This window comes from Actinoplanes sp. NPDC048967, from assembly GCF_040649415.1.
Classification (GTDB): Bacteria; Actinomycetota; Actinomycetes; order Mycobacteriales; family Micromonosporaceae; genus Actinoplanes.
The window spans coordinates 284466-302881 of sequence record NZ_JBEZFL010000010.1 but is presented as its reverse complement, the minus strand read 5'-3'; the positions used below and the strand labels follow the sequence as shown (position 1 = coordinate 302881).

16 protein-coding genes are annotated in these 18416 nt (G+C 73.0%); 7 read left to right on the top strand and 9 right to left on the bottom strand.

The window, feature by feature from the left end:
- Nucleotides 1–47: 47 nt before the first annotated feature.
- Nucleotides 48–1667 (top strand): sensor domain-containing diguanylate cyclase, encoded by a 1620-nt coding sequence (locus AB0C12_RS35980; protein ID WP_360554730.1) that lies wholly within the window; start codon nucleotides 48–50, stop codon nucleotides 1665–1667.
- A 97-nt stretch (nucleotides 1668–1764) separates the two neighbouring features.
- Here AB0C12_RS35980 and AB0C12_RS35975 read toward each other — a convergent pair whose 3' ends face one another.
- Nucleotides 1765–2436 carry a hypothetical protein gene (locus tag AB0C12_RS35975; protein WP_360554728.1) on the bottom strand — a complete coding sequence of 224 codons (672 nt, stop codon included), beginning with the start codon at nucleotides 2434–2436 and terminating at the stop codon, nucleotides 1765–1767.
- 100 nt (nucleotides 2437–2536) lie between these two features.
- Nucleotides 2537–3148: a hypothetical protein gene (locus AB0C12_RS35970; protein ID WP_360554727.1), complete on the bottom strand. Its 612-nt coding sequence runs from the start codon at nucleotides 3146–3148 to the stop codon at nucleotides 2537–2539.
- 103 nt (nucleotides 3149–3251) lie between these two features.
- Here AB0C12_RS35970 and AB0C12_RS35965 point away from each other — a divergent pair, with 103 nt between their 5' ends.
- Complete coding sequence (locus AB0C12_RS35965) at nucleotides 3252–4052, top strand: cyclase family protein (RefSeq protein WP_360554725.1); 801 nt, start codon at nucleotides 3252–3254, stop codon at nucleotides 4050–4052.
- Here AB0C12_RS35965 and AB0C12_RS35960 read toward each other — a convergent pair.
- From AB0C12_RS35960 to AB0C12_RS35945, 4 genes are all read right to left on the bottom strand, one after another.
- Nucleotides 4025–6133, bottom strand: a complete 2109-nt coding sequence (locus AB0C12_RS35960; protein ID WP_360554723.1) for a peptidase M6 immune inhibitor A — start codon at nucleotides 6131–6133, stop codon at nucleotides 4025–4027. The genes AB0C12_RS35965 and AB0C12_RS35960 overlap by 28 nt on opposite strands.
- Nucleotides 6134–6219: 86 nt before the next feature.
- Nucleotides 6220–6486, bottom strand: a complete 267-nt coding sequence (locus AB0C12_RS35955; RefSeq protein WP_360554721.1) for a hypothetical protein — start codon at nucleotides 6484–6486, stop codon at nucleotides 6220–6222.
- A gap of 37 nt (nucleotides 6487–6523) precedes the next feature.
- Nucleotides 6524–7324 (bottom strand): ABC transporter permease, encoded by an 801-nt coding sequence (locus AB0C12_RS35950; RefSeq protein WP_360554719.1) that lies wholly within the window; start codon nucleotides 7322–7324, stop codon nucleotides 6524–6526.
- The gene (locus AB0C12_RS35945; RefSeq protein WP_360554717.1) at nucleotides 7321–8220 is read right to left on the bottom strand and encodes an ABC transporter ATP-binding protein; all 900 of its coding nucleotides are present in this window, start codon (nucleotides 8218–8220) and stop codon (nucleotides 7321–7323) included. The genes AB0C12_RS35950 and AB0C12_RS35945 overlap by 4 nt, the downstream gene beginning before the upstream one ends.
- Before the next feature lie 164 nt (nucleotides 8221–8384).
- Between AB0C12_RS35945 and AB0C12_RS35940 the strand changes: the two genes are divergently transcribed.
- The 4 genes from AB0C12_RS35940 (at nucleotide 8385) to AB0C12_RS35925 (ending at nucleotide 12079) form a co-directional block, all read left to right on the top strand.
- Nucleotides 8385–9224: a formate/nitrite transporter family protein gene (locus AB0C12_RS35940; protein WP_360554715.1), complete on the top strand. Its 840-nt coding sequence runs from the start codon at nucleotides 8385–8387 to the stop codon at nucleotides 9222–9224.
- Nucleotides 9225–9304: 80 nt separating this feature from the next.
- Nucleotides 9305–10573, top strand: a complete 1269-nt coding sequence (locus AB0C12_RS35935; protein WP_360554838.1) for a histidine kinase — start codon at nucleotides 9305–9307, stop codon at nucleotides 10571–10573.
- Nucleotides 10537–11229 carry a response regulator transcription factor gene (locus AB0C12_RS35930; RefSeq protein WP_360554836.1) on the top strand — a complete coding sequence of 231 codons (693 nt, stop codon included), beginning with the start codon at nucleotides 10537–10539 and terminating at the stop codon, nucleotides 11227–11229. The genes AB0C12_RS35935 and AB0C12_RS35930 overlap by 37 nt, the downstream gene beginning before the upstream one ends.
- A gap of 145 nt (nucleotides 11230–11374) precedes the next feature.
- Nucleotides 11375–12079, top strand: a complete 705-nt coding sequence (locus tag AB0C12_RS35925; protein WP_360554713.1) for a VOC family protein — start codon at nucleotides 11375–11377, stop codon at nucleotides 12077–12079.
- Here the strand turns inward: AB0C12_RS35925 and AB0C12_RS35920 are convergent.
- Nucleotides 12076–12903, bottom strand: coding sequence for a polysaccharide deacetylase family protein (locus AB0C12_RS35920; RefSeq protein ID WP_360554711.1), 828 nt, complete (start codon nucleotides 12901–12903; stop codon nucleotides 12076–12078). The two genes, AB0C12_RS35925 and AB0C12_RS35920, sit on opposite strands and share 4 nt — an antisense overlap.
- A gap of 223 nt (nucleotides 12904–13126) precedes the next feature.
- Nucleotides 13127–14359: a dipeptidase gene (locus AB0C12_RS35915; RefSeq protein WP_360554709.1), complete on the bottom strand. Its 1233-nt coding sequence runs from the start codon at nucleotides 14357–14359 to the stop codon at nucleotides 13127–13129.
- A 261-nt stretch (nucleotides 14360–14620) separates the two neighbouring features.
- Between AB0C12_RS35915 and AB0C12_RS35910 the strand changes: the two genes are divergently transcribed.
- Nucleotides 14621–16396 (top strand): DNRLRE domain-containing protein, encoded by a 1776-nt coding sequence (locus AB0C12_RS35910; RefSeq protein ID WP_360554707.1) that lies wholly within the window; start codon nucleotides 14621–14623, stop codon nucleotides 16394–16396.
- 58 nt (nucleotides 16397–16454) lie between these two features.
- Here the strand turns inward: AB0C12_RS35910 and AB0C12_RS35905 are convergent, their stop codons facing one another.
- Nucleotides 16455–18308 carry a diguanylate cyclase gene (locus tag AB0C12_RS35905; protein WP_360554705.1) on the bottom strand — a complete coding sequence of 618 codons (1854 nt, stop codon included), beginning with the start codon at nucleotides 18306–18308 and terminating at the stop codon, nucleotides 16455–16457.
- Nucleotides 18309–18416 lie beyond the last annotated feature (108 nt).

The following is an 18416-nucleotide window of genomic DNA, read 5'->3' as shown; positions in this document are numbered from 1 at the left end:
CGATGCATTTCTCTTGATCCCGCCCCGGGCCTGCCGATGCAGGACGTATGCCCGACGAAGCGATGGATCCGGCCGCCCGCGACGAGGTCTTCGCCGCCCTGCTCAAGCAGCACCCCGACGCGTTCGTCGGCGCTGTCTCGCCGATGGGGCTGGCCGTGCCGCTGCCCGAGGGTCTGGACATCGGCGGGCTGCGGCCGATCGTCGGGGCGCAGTCGGCCCTGGCCCTGGTGGTCACCGAGGATCAGAAGATCACGGTCGACGCCTGGCAGCGCGCCCTCGGCCAGGGACTCGCGAACTGCCTGATCCACCCGGTCGCCGCGCCCACCGAGCTGGTCCGGCTGCACCTGGTCGACATGACCCACCGGTACGGGGTCTTCCTCATGTTCCTCACCGGCCTGTCCGGACACCCGCACGGCCGGTCGCTGGAGCACGAGCCGATCCGGCCCCGCCTGGTCACCGTGCACAAGGACCAGGTCGCCGTGATCACCTCCGCCGACCCGGAGATCGCCCTGGTGCTGGGCTGGACGGCCGCCGAGCTGACCGGCACCCGCACGCTGGACCTGGTGCACCCGGACGACCAGCAGCGCGCCATCGCGAGCTGGATGGACATGCTGGCCAGCCCGCAAGGTGAGGCGCGCCGGGTCCGGCTGCGGCACCTGCACCGCGACGGGCACCCGATCTGGTTCGAGATCACCAACTACAACCTGCTGGCCGACCCCGGGAACCCGCGGGTGGTCGCGGAGATGCTCGACATCTCCGACGAGATGGCCGCCCAGGAGGCGCTGCGGGCGGGCGAGAAGCTCATGCGCCGGCTCACCGAGACCATCCCGATGGGCATCGTGCAGATCGACGCCGCCCGGCGCATCGTCTACCAGAACGAGCGCGCCGCCCGGGCCATCGGTGCGGGCCTCGGTGACGTGCTCGGCGACGACTACCTGCGCCCGATCGTGCCCGGGGACCGGCCGGACATCGACGCCGCGATCGCCGCGGTGCTGGACGCCGGGTCCGACGTCGACGTCGAGTACGGCCACCGCGGCGAGCGCGGCCTGCGCCGGGTGCGGGCCAACCTGCGGTCGCTGACCGCCGAGGGCGGCGAGGTCACCGGGGCCATCATCTGCCTCACCGACGTGACCGAGGACGTCCGGCTGCGCGACGAGCTCAAGCAGCGGGCCAGCTTCGACGCGCTCACCGGCTGCCGCAACCGCGCCTCCACGCTGAGCGCGCTCGGCGAGGCCCTGGCCGGGCCCGGCCGGACCCGCGGCACCGCGGTGATCTTCATCGACCTCAACGACTTCAAGCAGGTCAACGACCGGTACGGGCACGCGGCCGGCGACCAGCTGCTGACCCACGTGGCGAACCGGCTGCGCGGCGCGGTCCGCGACGGTGACGTGGTCGGACGGTTCGGCGGCGACGAGTTCGTGGTGATCTGCGCCGACGTGGCGACCGCCGAGCGGGCCCGCCGGATCGGGGAGTCGCTGCTGACCGCGCTGGGTGAGGGCTGCCTGGAGGTGGCCGGGGCGCAGCTGCTGCCCCAGGCCAGCATCGGCGTGGCTTGGGGCGACTCGGGCACCTGCGCACCGGACGCCCTCATCGCCCGGGCCGACACGGCGATGTACACGGCCAAGAAGACCCGCACCGGCCGCCTGGCCCTGGCCCTCGCCCAGTAAGAGCGGCCCGCAGCGGGCGGCCCGCAGCGAGCGGCCGCGGGAGAGCGGCCCAGGGAAATCGGCCCAGCACGAGCGGTCCAGGGAGCGGTTGACAGCTTCAGGAGCAGCGGCACAGTCCCAGCTCGGTGACCGGAACCTCGCAGGCCGGGCAGATGCCCGGTCCGGCCTGCCGTGGCGCGGGCAGCGACTGTCCCGGAAGGAAGTGCCGCGGTGCGTTCGCCGCCTTGATCCGCCGCAGCGCCCCAGCCACGTCGTCCTGACTCACCCGCCATCCCTCCGCCCGCAGCCCCCGGACGATCGCCGGCAGGTCCGCGCCACTGTTCCGCAGTTCCGTGACCGCCTCCCGGAATTGCGGCCAGGCGCCGTGCGGAGTCCGTCCCGTGCGCCGCGGTGCCGCTCCGGCCGGACGCGGTGCCGCGAATTGCCGGCGCGCCGCGCATTCGATTCCGGCCAGCGCCACCCGCACATCCTCGCGGGTGACCAGCGCCCATCGGCCGCCTCGGCAGCGGAATTGCTGATAAAGCCCGCCGACGTCGATCCGGGGCCGGTCCTCGCGCATTTCCTCGACCGCCGCGATGATCGCCGGCATCCCCGGCCGGCCGCGCTCGGCGCCGCGCTGGCCTGGTGCTCTATTGATCGAAACCCGCGGCTCCGGTGCGGCCCCGGCGCCGGGCAGCCACTTGCCCGCGTTTCCGGCCCGCCGTTCCTGCCGGGGTACGGACCATTCCCGGCTCCGGTCGTTCCACTGCTTCGCGCCCGTCGATTCCATGGCAACCCCCGGTCGTTTGACGTTGCCATGATCGTAAGTTTGCGGATATCGCGGAGCCCGATAACCGAACAGTTCGCGTCGCCTGACCGAATGGCCGTCCTCAGCTGCAGATGATGAATTCGGCGGCGGGATCGTGCGGCAGTGCGGGCCATCCCGCGATGACGAATGCGGCCCGTTCCCAGGTGCGCTCGGCCGCGACGAACGGGTCCTCCTCGGCCATCCACTCGGCGAAGTCGGCCGGGGTGGTCTCGCCCGCGGCGACGCGTTCGGCGTTGCGCCGGTCGACGTCGTGGTTTTCGGCCTCCACCCACACCACCGCGTCCAGCAGCGGGGTCAGCTCCCGGCGGCCCGCGCCGACGCCCTCGACGATCAGCAGCGTGCAGTCCGCCGGCACCTCGATGGCCCCCGGCCGGCCGGCCGCGTCCCATTGCGGCGGCCGGTACGAGACTGCCTCACCCGCCCGTACGGGCGCCAGCACGCCCTCGGTCAGCAAGGCCGTCCAGTCCAGCACCGCGTGCCGCCAGGCGATGTCGTCGGTGTGCACCACGGCGGCACCGTCCCACAGCTGCGCCAGCCGCCCCGCGAAGGTCGACTTCCCGCTGGAACCCCGCCCGTCCACGGCGAGGATCGGCGGCCGCCCGGCCGGCTCACCCACGGCCCGGCGTACCCGTGTGCGTACCTCGTCCGCCGTCGCCACACGCCAACTTCTCATGGCTTCTTGATTGCCCAGCGCACCTGCGTTGACACCGACCGTGGTGCCGCGATAGCAAGAACCGCGTGTCTTGATCGGGCAGGATGACCGGGACGGGGTGCACATGCGACGACGGGCGATGATGGGTGCGGCGGGAGCCGGATTGGCGGGCGCGTTGATCGGCGGGCCGGCCGCGGCCGGTGGCCGGCGGGGGCTCGCCCTCGACCTGATCAGCCTCTCCCACGTCAACGATCCGGCGACCACCAATGTCTACCCGGGCGACCCGGCCTTCGAGCTGGAGACCATCGCCACCATCGAGCGCGACGGCTTCTACCTGCAGTTCGTCCGCGAGGGCGAGCACACCGGCACGCACTGGGGTGCGCCCGGGCACTTCAACGCGGGGGCCGCCCTGGCCGACGACCTCGAACCGGCCGACCTCTTCCGGCCCGCCGTCAAGATCGACGTACGGCGGCAGTGCGCCCGCGACGCCGACTTCGCCCTGTCGGTCAAGGACCTCAAGGCCTGGGAACGGCGGCACGGCCGGATCCCGGAGGAGTCGATGGTGATCCTCTGGACCGGCTGGGAGTCGCGCTGGGGCACCGACGAGTTCTTCAACTTCGACGCCGACGGGGTCATGCACCAGCCCGGCTTCAGCCTCGAGGCGGTGCAGTGGCTGGTCGACACCGGCCGGCTGGGACACCGGGGTGGCACCGGCACCGACACCTTCAGCCCCGACCTGGGCACCGACACCACGTACGCCGTGTCCCTGCTGGTCTATCAGCGGCACCGGATCAGCCTGGAGATCCTCGCCAACCTCGCCGCCCTGCCCGCCACCGGCGCGTACGTGCTGTGCGGCGGGCAGATCAACAAGGCCGGCTCGGGCTCGACGGCTCTGATCTACGGGGTGCTGCCACCGCCGGGCTGAACGACGCCGTTGGCGGTCAGCGTGTAGCGCGCGTACTGATCGACCTGTTCGGTCGGCTCGTCGAAGGCCACGATCGCGACGACCTTGGGGTAGTCGCGCAGGGCGGCGTAGGCGGCCACGCTGACCTGCCGGGCCCGCCGGCGCTTCTCGTCCAGCCCGACCAGCTTCACGTGCCAGCCGTGCACGGTGGCCGGGACGATCTGGGTGGGTGAGCGCCAGCCGGTCAGCGTGCTGCCGTCGCTGACCGTCACCGAGCCCACGGTCACGTCGTCGATGAGCCAGCCGCCCTCGTTGACGGAGGCGTCGCTGACGTAGCGGAAGCCCAGCAGCACGCGCCGGCCGGCGTACGCCTTCAGGTCGTAGATCTGCGGCTCGAAGACGCCGGACTTCCCGCTGAGCGCCGGCCCGAACGGCGCGTCGACGGTGTGGTCCCCGGCGACGGCCTGGTACGTCTTCCCGCCGTCGGTGGACACGGTGACGTAGCCGTAGTCGTAGCCCAGTTCCGTGGTGTACCTGGCCTTCAGCCGCAGCGTCGGATCGGTGGCCGGCACCTGGACGGGGATGACGGCGGCGACGTCGAGGCTGCTGGCGTTGCCGGAGAACAGCGCGCCGTCCTGCACCGTCCATTGCAGCGGCTTGGGCGGCAGGGTCTTCGCACCCTTGAAGGTCACCGAGGTCAGATCCGCTCCGCGCAGGAACTTGCCGGACGCGGCGCGCAGCCGTACGTAATCGGCGCCGTTCGGCGCGGCGCCCGGGTAGTCGAAGGATGCCGGGTTGGCCAGGTTGACGGTGGCGCGCACGCTCGGCGAGGTCACCTTGCTCTTCGGCGCGCCGGCCATCACGCCGTCGGCGGTGTCCCCGACGATCTTGTCGACCAGGTTCATCGTCTGGAAGTCGTGCAGCACCGCGGACAGCTTGACCCCGGGCCCCAGCGCCGCGGCCACCCCGGCCATACCCTGGTGCTCGCGGTCGCGGTGCAGCCGTTCCAGCACCGCCGGGCCGAAGCGGTCGCGCAGGTAGAGCATGAACTGGTACGCGAGCCCGTAGTCGGCGAGCACTTCGGCCGGCGCGCCCTCGTTCCACAGGTTCAGCGAGTTCTGCGCCCCGCCGCAGTCGCGCGGATTGGTGTTGTAGCGGGTGCGCACCAGCCCGAAGCCCTGGAAGCAGGCCAGGTGGCTGTCGTACCCGGGGTGGTACACGGTGGCGTTGCCGTCGACGTAGCCCACCAGCGTCTGCGCGTAGTCGGACAGGCCCTCGTTGACCCAGACGTCCTCGAACGGGTCCGCGTACGACTGCAGCAGGTGCTGCCACTCGTGGGCGAACGTGCCCTCGTACATCCGGGGGCGGGCGGGCCGGCTGGTGCACAGGTCGCCGGTCGGTTCGTCGGGCGGGGTCGCGCCGGAGCGGTGCCGCCAGTCGTACGCGTCGATCGTCATGACGTTGCGGTCGACCAGCTCGTTGATCTGCGCGGAGAAGAACCCGGCGATGTAGGTCGGCACGTCCGGGAAGTCGTAGTAGTTGTCGTCGCGTACGTTGTCGACCAGAGTGACGGTCTTGCCCCCGGCGCCGGTGTAGTCCGCGCCGGCCAGCATCGCCTTGGTGCCGTCCCGCTCGCGGGGGCTGCTGAAGGCAGTCGTCTCGCGCGGGTAGATCGTCTCCTCGAACTCACGGACCAGGGCGTTGACCTGCCCATCGGTCACTTCGGTGGAAGCGGCGGTGCGGCAGTCCCCGGCCGGGAAGGCGACGTCCTCGGCCACCCACACCTCGATGTGGGCACCGACCGCCCGCAGGGTGTAGTCCTTGCGGTAGAGGCTGCCCTTGACGTCGTCCAGGGCCAGCCACTCGCGGACCGTGCCGACCGCCGGCGTGGGCGCGGCGGCCACCGGTGCCCGGCTCTCGGCGGTCCGGCGGCGCATCGGCAGCCCGGAGACGTCGAGATGCTTGCGGGTGAGCTCCCGGACGTCGGAGGCCGGCGGCGGCACCGGGGCGGCGGGTCCCGGCGGCGCGGCCGAGGCGGACGAGGCCATCGGCAGCAGCGGCAGGATCAGCAGGGCGACCGCGGCGAAACGGAGGCGGGCCATGGAACTCCCTTCGGCGCCGCGCCGGTGAGGCGCGCACAGAAGGCGACGCTACCTGGCGTACCGGGCGAAAAGGGGCAAGACGCGGGCTACTCGAAGAGGGAATGCCGCCGGCCGCCGTCCTCGCGGCGCCGCGCCCGCCGCCGCAGCTGCACCACCACCATGTCCACCAGAGCAGCCAGCGCCCAGGCGGCGAGCAGCCAGCCCGGCACTGTCCAGCCCTGGCGCCACAGCACGATCGCCAGGATGGTGCAGACCACGAAGCCGAAAGCGGCCAGCACCAGCCGCAGGTTCAACGCGCTGTACGGCTCGCCGACGGTGCCCCGCCGGCCGGGCGGCTGGGGACCGATCGGCATGGATCGACCCTAACCGCCCGGACCGGCGGGGAACAGCTCAGGCCACCTCGCGGCGCAGCATCCGCACCGTGCCGGCCACCAGCGGCAGCACCACCCAGACCAGGGCCGCCACGCCGAAGCGGGCCCACTGGTCGCCGGTCATCCCCGGCTCGCTCAGCGGCATCGAGGTCACGTTGATGTCGACCCAGCCGGCCGCCGTGTGCAGCCACTTCACCATCTCGCCGAGCACCGACCAGAGCGTCGGGATGGCGAAGTACAACACGATGGCCAGCGGCGAGTTCATCAGCAGCGCGCCGAACGCCGAGCCCATCAGCACGAACACCACCTGGTTGACCAGCAACTGACCGACCAGGGCGGCCTCGATGTGCCAGCTGCCGTCGCCGCCCGTACCGGCGGCGATCAGATTGCCCACGGCCGCCAGCGCGGCCGTCGCGGCCGTGGTCGCGACGGCGATCAGCACCGCCGCGATCAGCTTCGCCACCAGCACCCGGCCCCGCGCCGGGGTCAGCGTGAAGGTGGTCAGCGCCGTGCGCTGCGACCACTCGCTGGTCATCGACAGGATGCCCAGCACCGGCAGCAGCACCGCGGCGGGCACCAGGCCGAAGGCCAGCATGCCGTCGAAGACCTGCTCGTCGGCCGGTGCGGCCGCGATCACCAGCGCGACCGCGCCGGCCGCGGCCAGCGCGATCACGATCAACAACCACAGGCCCGACCGGGTGTCGGCCAATTTGCGCAGCTCGACCAGGGTGAGCCGGGCCAGCGGGATGCCCGTACGGCGTTCCGCGGACGCGGGAGCAGCACCGGGCGCCGAGGTCGGCGCTGTCTGCACGGCGGTCATCGGACAGCCTCCTTCACCGAGTCACCGGCGGTCAGGGTCAGGAACATCTGCTCGAGCCCGCCGCTGCCGGCCGGCCGCAACTCCAGCAGGACGAGACCGGCGTCGGCCGCCGCCCGCCCGATGGTCTCCGCATCGGCCTGCACGACGACGCCCCCGTCGGTCGTCTTCGTGCCGGGATGCCCGATGCGCCGCAGCACCGTCTCCAGCGCCGCCATGTCCAGCGCCCGCACGACCGTGCCGGACTGGGCCAGCAGCTCGGCCTTGTCTCCCTGGGCGACGATCTTCCCGGCGCCGATGACGACCAGCTTGTCGGCGACCGCCTCCACCTCCCGCAGCAGGTGCGAGGAGAGCAGCACCGTGCCCCCCGCGTCGGCGAAGTTGCGCAGCAGCCCGCGCATCCAGTAGATGCCCTCCGGGTCGAGGCCGTTGGCCGGCTCGTCGAGGATCAGGATGCCGGGATCGCCGAGCATCGCGTACGCGAGCCCCAGCCGCTGCCGCATGCCCAGCGAGTACGCCTTGACCCGCCGTTTCGCGGCCGTGTTGTTCAGCCCGACCCGCTCCAGGCTCTCGTCGACCCTCCGCTTGTCGACGCCCATGGTCAGCGCCGCCAGCGCCAGCACCTCCCGCCCGGTGCGCCCCGAATGCTGCGCCGACGCGTCCAGCAGCACCCCGATCCGCCGCCCCGGATTGCCCAGCCGCCGGTACGGCTGCCCGTCGATCGTGGCGGTGCCCGCGGTGGGCGGCGTCAGCCCGCAGATCATCCGCATCGTGGTGGACTTGCCCGCGCCGTTCGGGCCGAGGAAGCCGGTCACCGTGCCGGGCTCGCAGGTGAACGACACGTCGTCGACGGCCGGGTGGCTCCCGTACCGCTTGCTCAGATGTTCGACCGTGATCATGCCTCTCAGCGTGCCGCCGCCGGCCGGCCGGGCGCGTCGGCCGCCGGTCGGTGTCCGCGAACCTTGGTCTAGCTCCGGCTACGACTTTGGTCGGTACACATCGCAGGAGTAGCCGGGCCATCGACGGGTATGCGCGGGGAACCCAGGGTAGGCGGGAGCGCACGATGGCGATCAAGGAACCGTCGGACATCGCCCACACCGCGGTGGCGGCCGGCGTCAAGAAGGCCGATCTGCGGTGGGACAAGACGCTGGTGGGGTCGTTCCTCGCCGGTGCGTACATCGCCTTCGGCGGGCTCGTGGCCATCGCCGTGTCGTCCGGGCTCGACCCGGAGATCTGGGGCAGCCTGCCCACCCTGTTCACCGGCGCGGCGTTCACGCTCGGCCTGGTGCTGGTCCTGATCGCCGGCTCGCACCTGCTCACCGGCAACATGCTGCTGATCCCGATCAGCGCCATGCAGGGCCGGCTCACCTGGGGCGACATCCTGCGCAACCTCACCCTGGTGCTGATCGGCAACGTCATCGGGGCCGTGTTCGTCGCGTACTTCCTGGCCGTGCAGACCGGCGTGATCGGCCACCTCGGCAGCGACGCCGGCACCTCGGGCGCGATGACCTACGACCGGCTCGCCGGGATCGCCCAGGCCAAGGGCCTGCACGAGAGCAACTGGCAGATCTTCCTGCGCGCGGTCGGCTGCAACTGGCTGGTCTGCCTCGCGGTCTGGGTGTCGCTGGCCGCCGACAACGTCTCGGGCAAGATCCTGGCGATCTTCTTCCCGATCATGGCGTTCGTGGCGATGGGCTTCGACCACGTCGTGGCCAACATGTTCTTCCTGCCGGCCGCGATCTTCGCCGGGGTCCCGGGCCTGGGCTGGGACGACACCCTGCGCAACTGGCTGCTGGCGTTCCTGGGCAACCTGGTCGGCGCCGTTGTCTTCGTCGCCACCTCGTACTGGTACCTGTACCTCAAGGAGGAGCCCTCGCGGGAGGAGCCGCGCGAGGCGACCTGAGCCCCGGACGGCCTTCGACTTTGGTCGGTATCGGGCCGGACCCGCCCACCCGTAGCATGACGGCCGTGGGGGAGCTGACGGTGTCGCGGGCCGGCCGGCCATCGGATTATCGCTGGCTGCAGCCGGCCCAGCTGTGGGACGCGGCCGAGCACCCGCACGCCCGCCGTTCGACCCGCGACTGGATCGTCGACTCGCTGTGCTTCCTCATCGCCGTGAGCTGGGCGCTGCTGGCGGGCACCGACCAGCTCCAGCCGAACCCCGATGTCGTACCGCAGTGGGCCGGCACCCCGCTGTGGCTGGCCTGGGCAGACCTCATCGCCGGGGTGGCCCTCGCGGTGTCCCTCTGGTGGCGCCGCCGCTTCCCGGTTCAGCTCGCCATCTGCGCGACGGTGGGCGCGGCCTTCTCCGTCGCGGCCGCCTTCGCCGGCATCATCCTCTTCTTCACCCTGGCCGTGCACCGTCGCTTCGGGGTGACCGCGGCGGTGGCGGTCGGCTCGCTGGGCGCCAACACGGCCTTCTGCCTGCTGCGCCCGGAGGCCGGCACCAGCGTCGTCGAGTCGCTTGCCTGGAGCACTGTCTTCCTGGCCATCACCCTGCTGTGGGGCATGGTCGTCCGGTCCCGCCGGCAGCTGGTGATGTCGCTGCGGGACCGTGCCGAGCGCGCTGAGTCCGAGCAGCAGCTGCGCGTCAGCCAGGCCCGCGCGATGGAACGCACCCGCATCGCCCGGGAGATGCACGACGTGCTGGCCCACCGGATCTCCCTGCTGAGCCTGCACGCCGGCGCGCTGGAGATCCACCCCGGCGCCGCCCCGGCCGAGGTCGCGGGGGCCGCGGGCGTGATCCGGGCCAGCGCCCACCAGGCCCTGCAGGACCTGCGCGAGGTCATCGGCGTGCTGCGCGAGCCGGCCGCCGACGACGCCCCCGAACGCCCCCAGCCCACCCTGGCCGAGCTGCCCGCGCTGGCCGATGAGTCCCGGGTGGCCGGCATCAAGGTCCACCTCGACCTGCGGGTCGACGACGCGGCCGAGGTGCCGGCGGGGACCGGGCGGGCGGCGTACCGGATCGTGCAGGAAGGTCTCACCAACGCCCGCAAGCACGCACCCGGCACGGCCGTCCGGGTCGGCGTGACCGGCTCGCCGGGCGCCGGCCTGACCATCGACATCCGCAATCCGGCCCCGGTCGGCGGCACCCGCCCGGCCGTGCCGATCCCGGGCACCGGGACCGGCCTGGTCGGCCTGGCCGAACGGGCCACCCTGGCCGGCGGCCGGCTCACCTCCGGGCGGGGCGCCGACGGCGAGTTCACCCTCTCCGCCTGGCTGCCCTGGGGCCAGCCGGGAGCGGCGCAGTGACCTCCCCGCTGCGCGTGCTGATCGTCGACGACGACGCCCTGGTCCGGGCCGGCCTGACGATGATCCTGTCCGGCGCCGACGACATCGCCGTGGTGGGCGAGGCCGCCGACGGCAGCGAGGTCCCGGCGGCGGTGGCCACCCACCACCCCGACGTCGTCCTGATGGACATCCGCATGCCCCGCGTCGACGGCCTGGCCGCCACCGAATCGCTGCGCCGCCGCCCGAGCGCCCCGGAGGTCATCGTCCTGACCACCTTCGACGCCGACGAGTTCGTGCTGCGCGCCCTGCGGGCCGGCGCCAGCGGCTTCCTGCTGAAGGACACCCCGCCGGTGGAGATCCTGCACGCGGTACGCCGGGTGGCCCAGGGCGAGGCGATGCTGTCACCCGTGGTGACCCGCCGCCTGATCGCCCACGTGGCGGCGCCGGAGGCCAACGGCGGACGGCAGCGGGCGCTGAGCGCGCTCGAAGGGCTCAGCGAGCGCGAACGGGAGGTCGCGTTGCTGCTGGGCCAGGGCCGCGCGAACGCGGAGATCGCCACGGAACTGTTCATGAGCGTCGCGACGGTGAAGGCGCACGTCTCCCGCCTGCTGGTCAAGCTCAACCTGAACAACCGCGTCCAGATCGCCCTCCTCGTCCACGACGCCGGGCTGGCCTGACCCTCGGGCTGGACTGACCCCCGGCCTGGCCTGACCTCCGGCCTGGCTTTGCTCGGGCCGCGCGGCGATCCGATTCTGCCGGGCCGCGGCCTGGACCCCGGCCGACGCCGGCCCGGGCCCCGGGCCGGGATGAGACCATGCCGGGATGACCGAGGAGACGATCGACGACGGCGTGGCGCTCAGCGCCGCCCACATCTCGGCGGCGGTCGGCGAGCTCGGCTGGCGCTACGTCCTGGGCACCCTGCGCGCCTCGATCCGGCTGGGTCCGCTGTGGCAGGTGGCGGAGGTCGCCACCGAGCTGATCCGGGCCGCCGGCGCCGGCGCCGACGAGAGCCTCTGGCTCGACCTGCGGCCCGGACGGCTGGAGCTCACCCTGCATCCACCGGACCCGGCCGGACTGACCGCCCGGGAGCTGGCCCACGCCCGCATGATCGCCACCACGGCCGCGGAGATGGGCCTGCCGCTCGCGCCGGACGCCGACGGCCGGCGGTCGGTGCAGGCGCTGGAGATCGCGGTCGACGCGCTCGACATCGCGGAGATCCGGCCGTTCTGGAAGGCCGTGCTCGGCTACACCGACGAGCCGGGCGGCGGCGGCCCGCGCGATCCGATCGTGGACCCGCTCGCGCAGGGCCCGGCGCTGTGGTTCCAGCAGATGACCGGTCCGCGGGCCGAGCGCAACCGGCTGCACCTGGACGTCTCGGTGCCGCACGACGAGGCGCCGGCGCGGATCCGGGCCGCGCTGAGCGCGGGCGGCATCCTGCTGTCGGAGGCCCGGGCGCCGTCCTTCTGGATCCTCGCCGACCCCGAGGGCAACGAAGCCTGCGTCACCACCTGGCAGGGCCGCGACTAGTGCGCCCGGCGCCGCGTCGCGAGCGGCGTCGTGGGGCTACCGGCAGCGGTGGCGACGAGCTCTGAGACGGTCGCGAAGCGGAAGCCGCGGGCCCGCAGCCCTTCGATCATCGCCCCGAGCCGGCGCAGCGCCACCAGCCGCCGGTCCGCGCCGACGTCGTGGGCCAGCACGATGTCACCCGGGCGGACCCCGTCGACGATCGCGCGGACCTGGGCGTCCGGGTCGTCGGCGAAGGCCCGTTCGCGCATCTGCTGGGACCACAGCACGATGTCGTAGCCCAGCGAGTCGGCCGCCAGGAGCGTCGACCCGCCCAGGTGCCCGTACGGTGGCCGCATCAGGGTCGGCGCCCGGCCGGTGACCTCGTGGATCACCTCGTGGGTCCGGGTCAGCTCGGCGGTGACCCCGGCCAGGTCGAGGGTGGCCAGGTCGTCGTGCGACCAGGAGTGGTTGCCGACCTCGTGGCTGTCCAGCCGCCCGCGGACCAGGCCGGCGTGCTCGCGCAGGTTCCGCCCCACCATGAAGAACGTGGCCGGCACCCCGGCCGCCTCCAGCGTGTCCAGCACCATCGGCGTCCACCGCGGCCCCGGCCCGTCGTCGAAGGTGAGCGCCACCACCGGTTCAGCGGTCTCGGCGTAGTACCGCACGGTCACGTCGGCGTGCCGGGCCGCGGCCGGCGTGTCGGCGGCCGCCGCGTAGCCGCCGCCGAGCGGGGGCCGGTCCCACCCGCACCAGCGCGGTATCTCGCCGGCGCCCAGCGCACCCATTCCCGCCCCGGCCACGGCCAGCAGGCCACCGCGCAGCACGGCGCGCCGGCTGGGCCGCATGATCCGGATATTCGCTGCCATTGCTGTTCCCCCGTGTCCGCGCCGCGGGAGCGCGGCGCCACTGGGAGCGTCGCGTTTGCCGTTACCAGCGGGTATCCGGCGCGGGCCGGAGATCCACCCGCGCCGGTTCGGCCATTCGGCCGAGGCACCGCTGTGCTACGCCACGCGGCCCGACAGGCCGGGACAGAGACCGGCCGGGCGCGGGGACAGCGCGGGACCCGCGCTATCGAGCGGGGGAGAGCGGCCACAGCGGCTCCTCGGCCGCCTCCTCCGTCTCCCGCAGCACCCGCAGCACATTGCGCCCGGTGAGCTTCTCCAGCTCCTCCTGGCCCCAGCCCCGCCCGGCCAGCTCGGCCAGCAGCCGCGGATACCCGGACACGTCCTCCAGCCCGACCGGCAGCCGGTCGCACCCGTCGTAGTCCCCGCCCAGCCCGACGTGGTCCACCCCGGCCACCGCCCGCACGTGCTCGACATGGTCGGCCACCTGGGCGATCGTCGCCTCCGGCCGGGGATGTCCGGCCAGCCAGGCCCGGAACGGTTCCGGCGGCGGCGCGTCACCGCCGGGCAGGGCAGTGCCGAATGAACCCCCACCGGTACGCGGGACCGGCACAGCCTCGCGGCCCGGCCGGGGAGCGCTGGGCCAGGGAGCCTGTTCGGCCGGCAACCCGAGCCGCTGCCATTCCGCGTCGGCCGCCGCCGTCCAGGCCACGACCTGCTCCGAGACGAAGACCGGTACGAACGCCACCATGCACACGCCCCCGTTGTCCCGCAGCCGGACCAGGACCTCGTCGTCGACGTTGCGCCGGTGGTCGGTCAGGGCCCGGGCCGACGAGTGGCTGAAGATCACCGGGGCGGTCGCCACGTCCAGCGCCGCGTGCATGGTCGTGGTCGCGACGTGGGACAGGTCGACCAGGACGCCGATGCGCTGCATCTCCGCCACGATGGCCCGGCCCTCGTCGTCCAGCCCGCCCACCGCCGGTACGTCCGCCGCCGAGTCCGCCCACGACGTGTTGTGGTTGTGGGTCAGCGTCACGTAGCGCACCCCGAGGCGCGCGAAGGCCCGCAGCACGCCGAGCGAGGTGGCCAGGCTGTGCCCGCCCTCGATGCCGATCAGGGAGGCGATCCGCCCTGCGCGCTGGGCCGCCTCGACGTCGCCGGCCGAGTACGCGACAGCCAGATCCGCGGGGTACGCGGCCACGAGCCGGTACACCGCGTCGATCTGCTCCATGGTCGCCACCACCGCCTCCGGTTCGCTCAGGTCCGAGGGCACGTACACGGACCAGAACTGGCCGCCGACCCCACCGGCGCGCAGCCGGGCGATGTCGGTGTGGAACTCGGGCCGGTCCGCGGCCAGGCCGTCGACGCGGTAGCCGGCGCGCTCGCGCAACGCCATCGGCAGGTCGTTGTGCCCGTCGATGACGGGGGCGGCACGCAGGGCGAGATCAACGACGGACACCGGCGCTCCTCAGGCTCGTGGGCCGCGGCCCGCGCGGGTGGCGCCGGCCCGGTCCGAACGGACGATGATCACCTGCCGGAGCATAGGGCGGCACCGGGCGGATCGCGCGCGGGCCGGTCCGCGGAATCCTCAAGTCCCGCCATTCGGCTCGTTCGCAACCGGGCGGCACCCGCACGGGCACGGTGCGCGCACCGTACGCCCCGGAATCTTCTCTGCATGCCCGGCCGAGACGCGGCCGGACACACGCGGGGGAGATCCGAATTGCGTCGCAAGAAGCTGCAGAAGTCCGTGACCGCCCTGGCCGCCCTGGTGGCCGGTGCCGGCACCGCGCTGGTCGCCGCGGCGCCCGCGGCGGCCGCCGCCGGTCCGGAGCTGAAGCTCACCGCCGGTGACGACACGTACGTGTCCAGCGGCCGCAAGGACGCCACCTTCGGCGCCGAGGACAAGCTGTCGATCGGCCGCCTCGACGGTGACACCAAGATCGCCTTCCTGAAGTTCCTGGTCCCGGCGGGTACGCAGGTCACCGGCGCCCGGCTGCGGCTGATCACCGTGGGTGACGTGGCCGGCAAGGTGTCGGTGAGCCGGGTGGCCGGCAACGCCTGGACCGAGCAGCGGCTCACCTCGGGCAACGCCCCCGCGCTGGGTACGGTCGTCGCGTCCGCCACTCCGGCCCCCGACGCGGAGGAGCTGTCCTTCGACCTCGGCGCCGCGGTCACCGGCCCCGGCACCTACTCCTTCGCCGTGCAGTCGTCGGCGTCCAACGCGGTCACCCGCCTGCGCTCCGCCGAGGGCAAGTGGGGCGGCCCGGTGCTGACGGTGTCCACCGCCGCCGCCCAGTCGGCGCCGGCCGTGCCGCCGGCCACGCCGATCGAGGACGAGGACATGCCGCCGCCGGCCGTCGAGCCCACCACCCCCGCCACCACGACCCCGGCCCAGCCCGCCCCGACCCAGCCGGCCACCACCGAGCCCACCCCGGCCCAGCCCGCCCCCACCCAGACCACCCCGACCCAGACCACCCCGACCCAGACCAACCCGGCCCAGCCGGCCCCGAGCCAGACCACCCCGACCCAGCCCGCGCCGGTCGACCCGCCCGAGGGTGACTGCGTCACCGGCGCCAAGCTCGTGCCGAGCTGCGGCGTGCTGTGGGGTGCCGCTGCCGGTGGCTTCACCGACGCGCCGCGTGACGAGGCGCTCAAGGACTGGGAGAAGCTCAGCGGCCGCACCGCGAGCATCTTCCACGCGTACCACAAGGGTGACGAGCCGTTTCCGACCAAGTCCGAGATGGCCATGGCCCGCGACGCCGCCAAGCCGCGTGTGCTGCTGCTGAACTGGAAGATCGCCTACGGCTCGAGCTGGGCCAAGGTCGCCAAGGGCGAGCAGGACGCGCGCATCGACCGTTTCGCCGCCCGGATCAAGTCGAGCTTCCCGGAGAAGTTCTTCCTCGTGCTCAACCACGAGCCGGAGAACGACGTCGTGGCCAAGGCCGGCTCCGGCTGGGAGGCCAAGGACTTCGCCGCCATGTACCGCCACACGATCCTGCGCCTGCGGGCCAAGGGTGTCACCAACGCGATCAACGTCATGGCCTACATGGGCAACGAGAAGTGGATGGCGCAGTCGTGGTGGAAGGACCTCTACCCGGGTGACGACGTCGTCGACTGGATGGGCCTCGACTCGTACGTGAGCGCCGAGAAGGGCTACTACCACTTCGGCCTGTTCGGTGACCTGCTCGACCGCAAGCCCGCCAACGGTGGCCTCGGCTGGTACGACTGGGCCACCACCAAGCACGCGAGCAAGCCGATCATGGTTGCCGAGTGGGGCGTCTACCACCGCGTCGGCAAGGTGACCGACAAGGCCGCCGGTTTCCGCAGCGTCCTGCCGGAGCTCAAGAAGCGCCCGGGGATCAAGGCGATCGTCTACTTCGACACCAAGCGCGACGACCAGGGTGACCGCGACATCAGCATCGACAGCACCAAGACGGCCCTGGCCGCGTTCCGTACCCTGGCCGCGGACAAGATGTTCGACGTGAAGCTGCGCTGAGCGTCGTCCACTGTGCTCACGAGCCGCCCGGCGGGCCTGCCGGGCGGCTCGTGCCGGGTCAGCTTCCGGCGACGGCCATCGTGCCCTTGCCGCTGCGCTTCGCCTCGTACATCGCCGCGTCGGCCGCCCGCAGCAGCGTGCGGGCCTGGCCGCCGGGGCCGGTCGCGACGCCGACGCTGGCCCGTACGACCAGCACGTGACCCTCGACCGTGACCGGCTCGGTGAGCGCGGCGACGATCCGCTCGGCGGTGGCGGCGGCCTCGGCCGGCGTCGTGCCGGTCAGGATCACGGCGAACTCGTCGCCGCCGAGCCGGGCCACCGTGTCGCTGCCGGCCCGCACGCAGCCGCGCAGCCGTTCGGCCGCCGTGACCAGCACCCGGTCGCCCACGTGGTGCCCGAGCGTGTCGTTGATGATTTTGAAGTCGTCCAGGTCGACGGCGAGCACCCCGGCGAGCGCGTCGGTGTCCGGCTGCCCGGCCGCGTCGGCGATCCGGCGGTGGAACAGGGTGCGGTTGGCCAGACCGGTCAGCGCGTCATGGGTCGCCTCGTGGTGCAGCTGCTCCTGGAACGCGCGGGCGTCGGTGATGTCGCGGGCGTTGGAGATGAGCCCGCGCACGCTCGGGTCGTCGTGCCGGTCGGTGGCCACCACGTCGAGCCAGCGCCAGGAGCCGTCCTTGTGCCGTACCCGGCCCTGCCAGGAACCGCCGGTCCCGGCGGTCGGCAGGTCCTCGGGATGCAGCAGGTCGCGCAGCACCGTGCCGAGCAGCTCCTCGGGCGCGTAGCCCAGCATCCGGGTCACCGCCGGGCTGATGAACGTCGTCCGGCCCCGCCGGTCGGTGATCACCGTGAGGTCCGAGGAGTGCTGGATCAGCGAGCGGAACCGGCGCTCCTGCTCGCCGAGCCGGCGCAGCAGCACCGCGTTGTCGACGAACGAGGTGATCTGCCGGCCCAGCACCACCAGCGTGACCAGCAGCGAGCCGAGGACCAGCCCCCAGCTACGGACCGACAGCCCGTCCTGGGCCAGGCTGAGCAGGCCCGCCGCGTAGGTGGCCAGCGCCGCCGCGTACGGCAGCAGGCTGAAGGGCCGCCGCCGGGAACGCTGCGACGCGGTGGCGGCGAGGCGCATCTCCACTGTCTGCGCCCGCGGGCAGGCCGCCATGATGACGCAGGGGACGAAGCTCGACAGCATGAACACCGCCGGGTTGGCCTGGGCGGCCAGCCCGTCCACACCGACGCCGAGCGCGGTCAGAGCCACGCCGACCAGGGCGATGCCGGCCGCGACCGGCCGGAACGGGGCCTCACCGCCGAGGATCAGCTTGGTGATGCCGAAGAACACGATCAGCATGAGGGCCGCGAGCACGCCGTTGAGCAGCACCAGGCTGATCGCCGCGCCGACCACGGCGCTGAGCATGAACGACCAGATGAAGCCCGCGGCGGCGGTCATCACGGTGGCCGCGTCCAGCCAGAACACCAGACGTTGCCGGCCGGTGGCCCGGATCGGGTGGGTCAGCATCGCCCACAGCGGCACCGAGACGCCGGCGACGACGAAGATCAGGTGCACGTTCCCGCTGACCAGCCCGGTCACCGTCAGGTCGGTGGCCGACTGCACCGTCTGGACGAGGTCGCCGACGGCGAACAGGGCCGCGGCGATGGTCATCGCCCGCCAGAACCGGCGGGTGGTGGCCGAGGCGTCCGGGTGCCGGTGGACCCGCCACGAGCCGAGCGCCAGAACCACGTCGAGGACCACCTGGATGGGCCAGTAGGCGGCGATCAGGACGGGCAGGCCGGCCACCGGCCACGCGTACCAGGCGGCGCCGAGCACGGCGACGGCCAGCAGCGCCTGCATGCCGCGGTCCCGCAGCAGTGCCATCGGCACCGGCGGGGCGGTCCGTCTGCGCGTGCGCGGAACCATCGCCCGTTCCTCCAGCCTGTCGCTCCCGGTCGGGAATCGCAGCCTGTCCATCGTTCGGCGAACCCCGGACCTGAGACATCACGGGCCGCACCCGGCTGTGATGACCGA

Bases quoted from the DNA above. Each gene is read 5' to 3' on its own strand.
- AB0C12_RS35950 (WP_360554719.1), bottom strand. From the start codon at position 7,324: ATGACCGCCGTGCAGACAGCGCCGACCTCGGCGCCCGGTGCTGCTCCC.
- AB0C12_RS35940 (WP_360554715.1), top strand. From the start codon at position 8,385: ATGGCGATCAAGGAACCGTCGGACATCGCCCACACCGCGGTGGCGGCC.
- AB0C12_RS35960 (WP_360554723.1), bottom strand. From the start codon at position 6,133: ATGGCCCGCCTCCGTTTCGCCGCGGTCGCCCTGCTGATCCTGCCGCTG.
- AB0C12_RS35925 (WP_360554713.1), top strand. From the start codon at position 11,375: ATGACCGAGGAGACGATCGACGACGGCGTGGCGCTCAGCGCCGCCCAC.
- AB0C12_RS35905 (WP_360554705.1), bottom strand. From the start codon at position 18,308: ATGGTTCCGCGCACGCGCAGACGGACCGCCCCGCCGGTGCCGATGGCA.
- AB0C12_RS35965 (WP_360554725.1), top strand. From the start codon at position 3,252: ATGCGACGACGGGCGATGATGGGTGCGGCGGGAGCCGGATTGGCGGGC.
- AB0C12_RS35945 (WP_360554717.1), bottom strand. From the start codon at position 8,220: ATGATCACGGTCGAACATCTGAGCAAGCGGTACGGGAGCCACCCGGCC.
- AB0C12_RS35920 (WP_360554711.1), bottom strand. From the start codon at position 12,903: ATGCGGCCCAGCCGGCGCGCCGTGCTGCGCGGTGGCCTGCTGGCCGTG.
- AB0C12_RS35955 (WP_360554721.1), bottom strand. From the start codon at position 6,486: ATGCCGATCGGTCCCCAGCCGCCCGGCCGGCGGGGCACCGTCGGCGAG.
- AB0C12_RS35975 (WP_360554728.1), bottom strand. From the start codon at position 2,436: ATGGAATCGACGGGCGCGAAGCAGTGGAACGACCGGAGCCGGGAATGG.
- AB0C12_RS35970 (WP_360554727.1), bottom strand. From the start codon at position 3,148: ATGAGAAGTTGGCGTGTGGCGACGGCGGACGAGGTACGCACACGGGTA.
- AB0C12_RS35980 (WP_360554730.1), top strand. From the start codon at position 48: ATGCCCGACGAAGCGATGGATCCGGCCGCCCGCGACGAGGTCTTCGCC.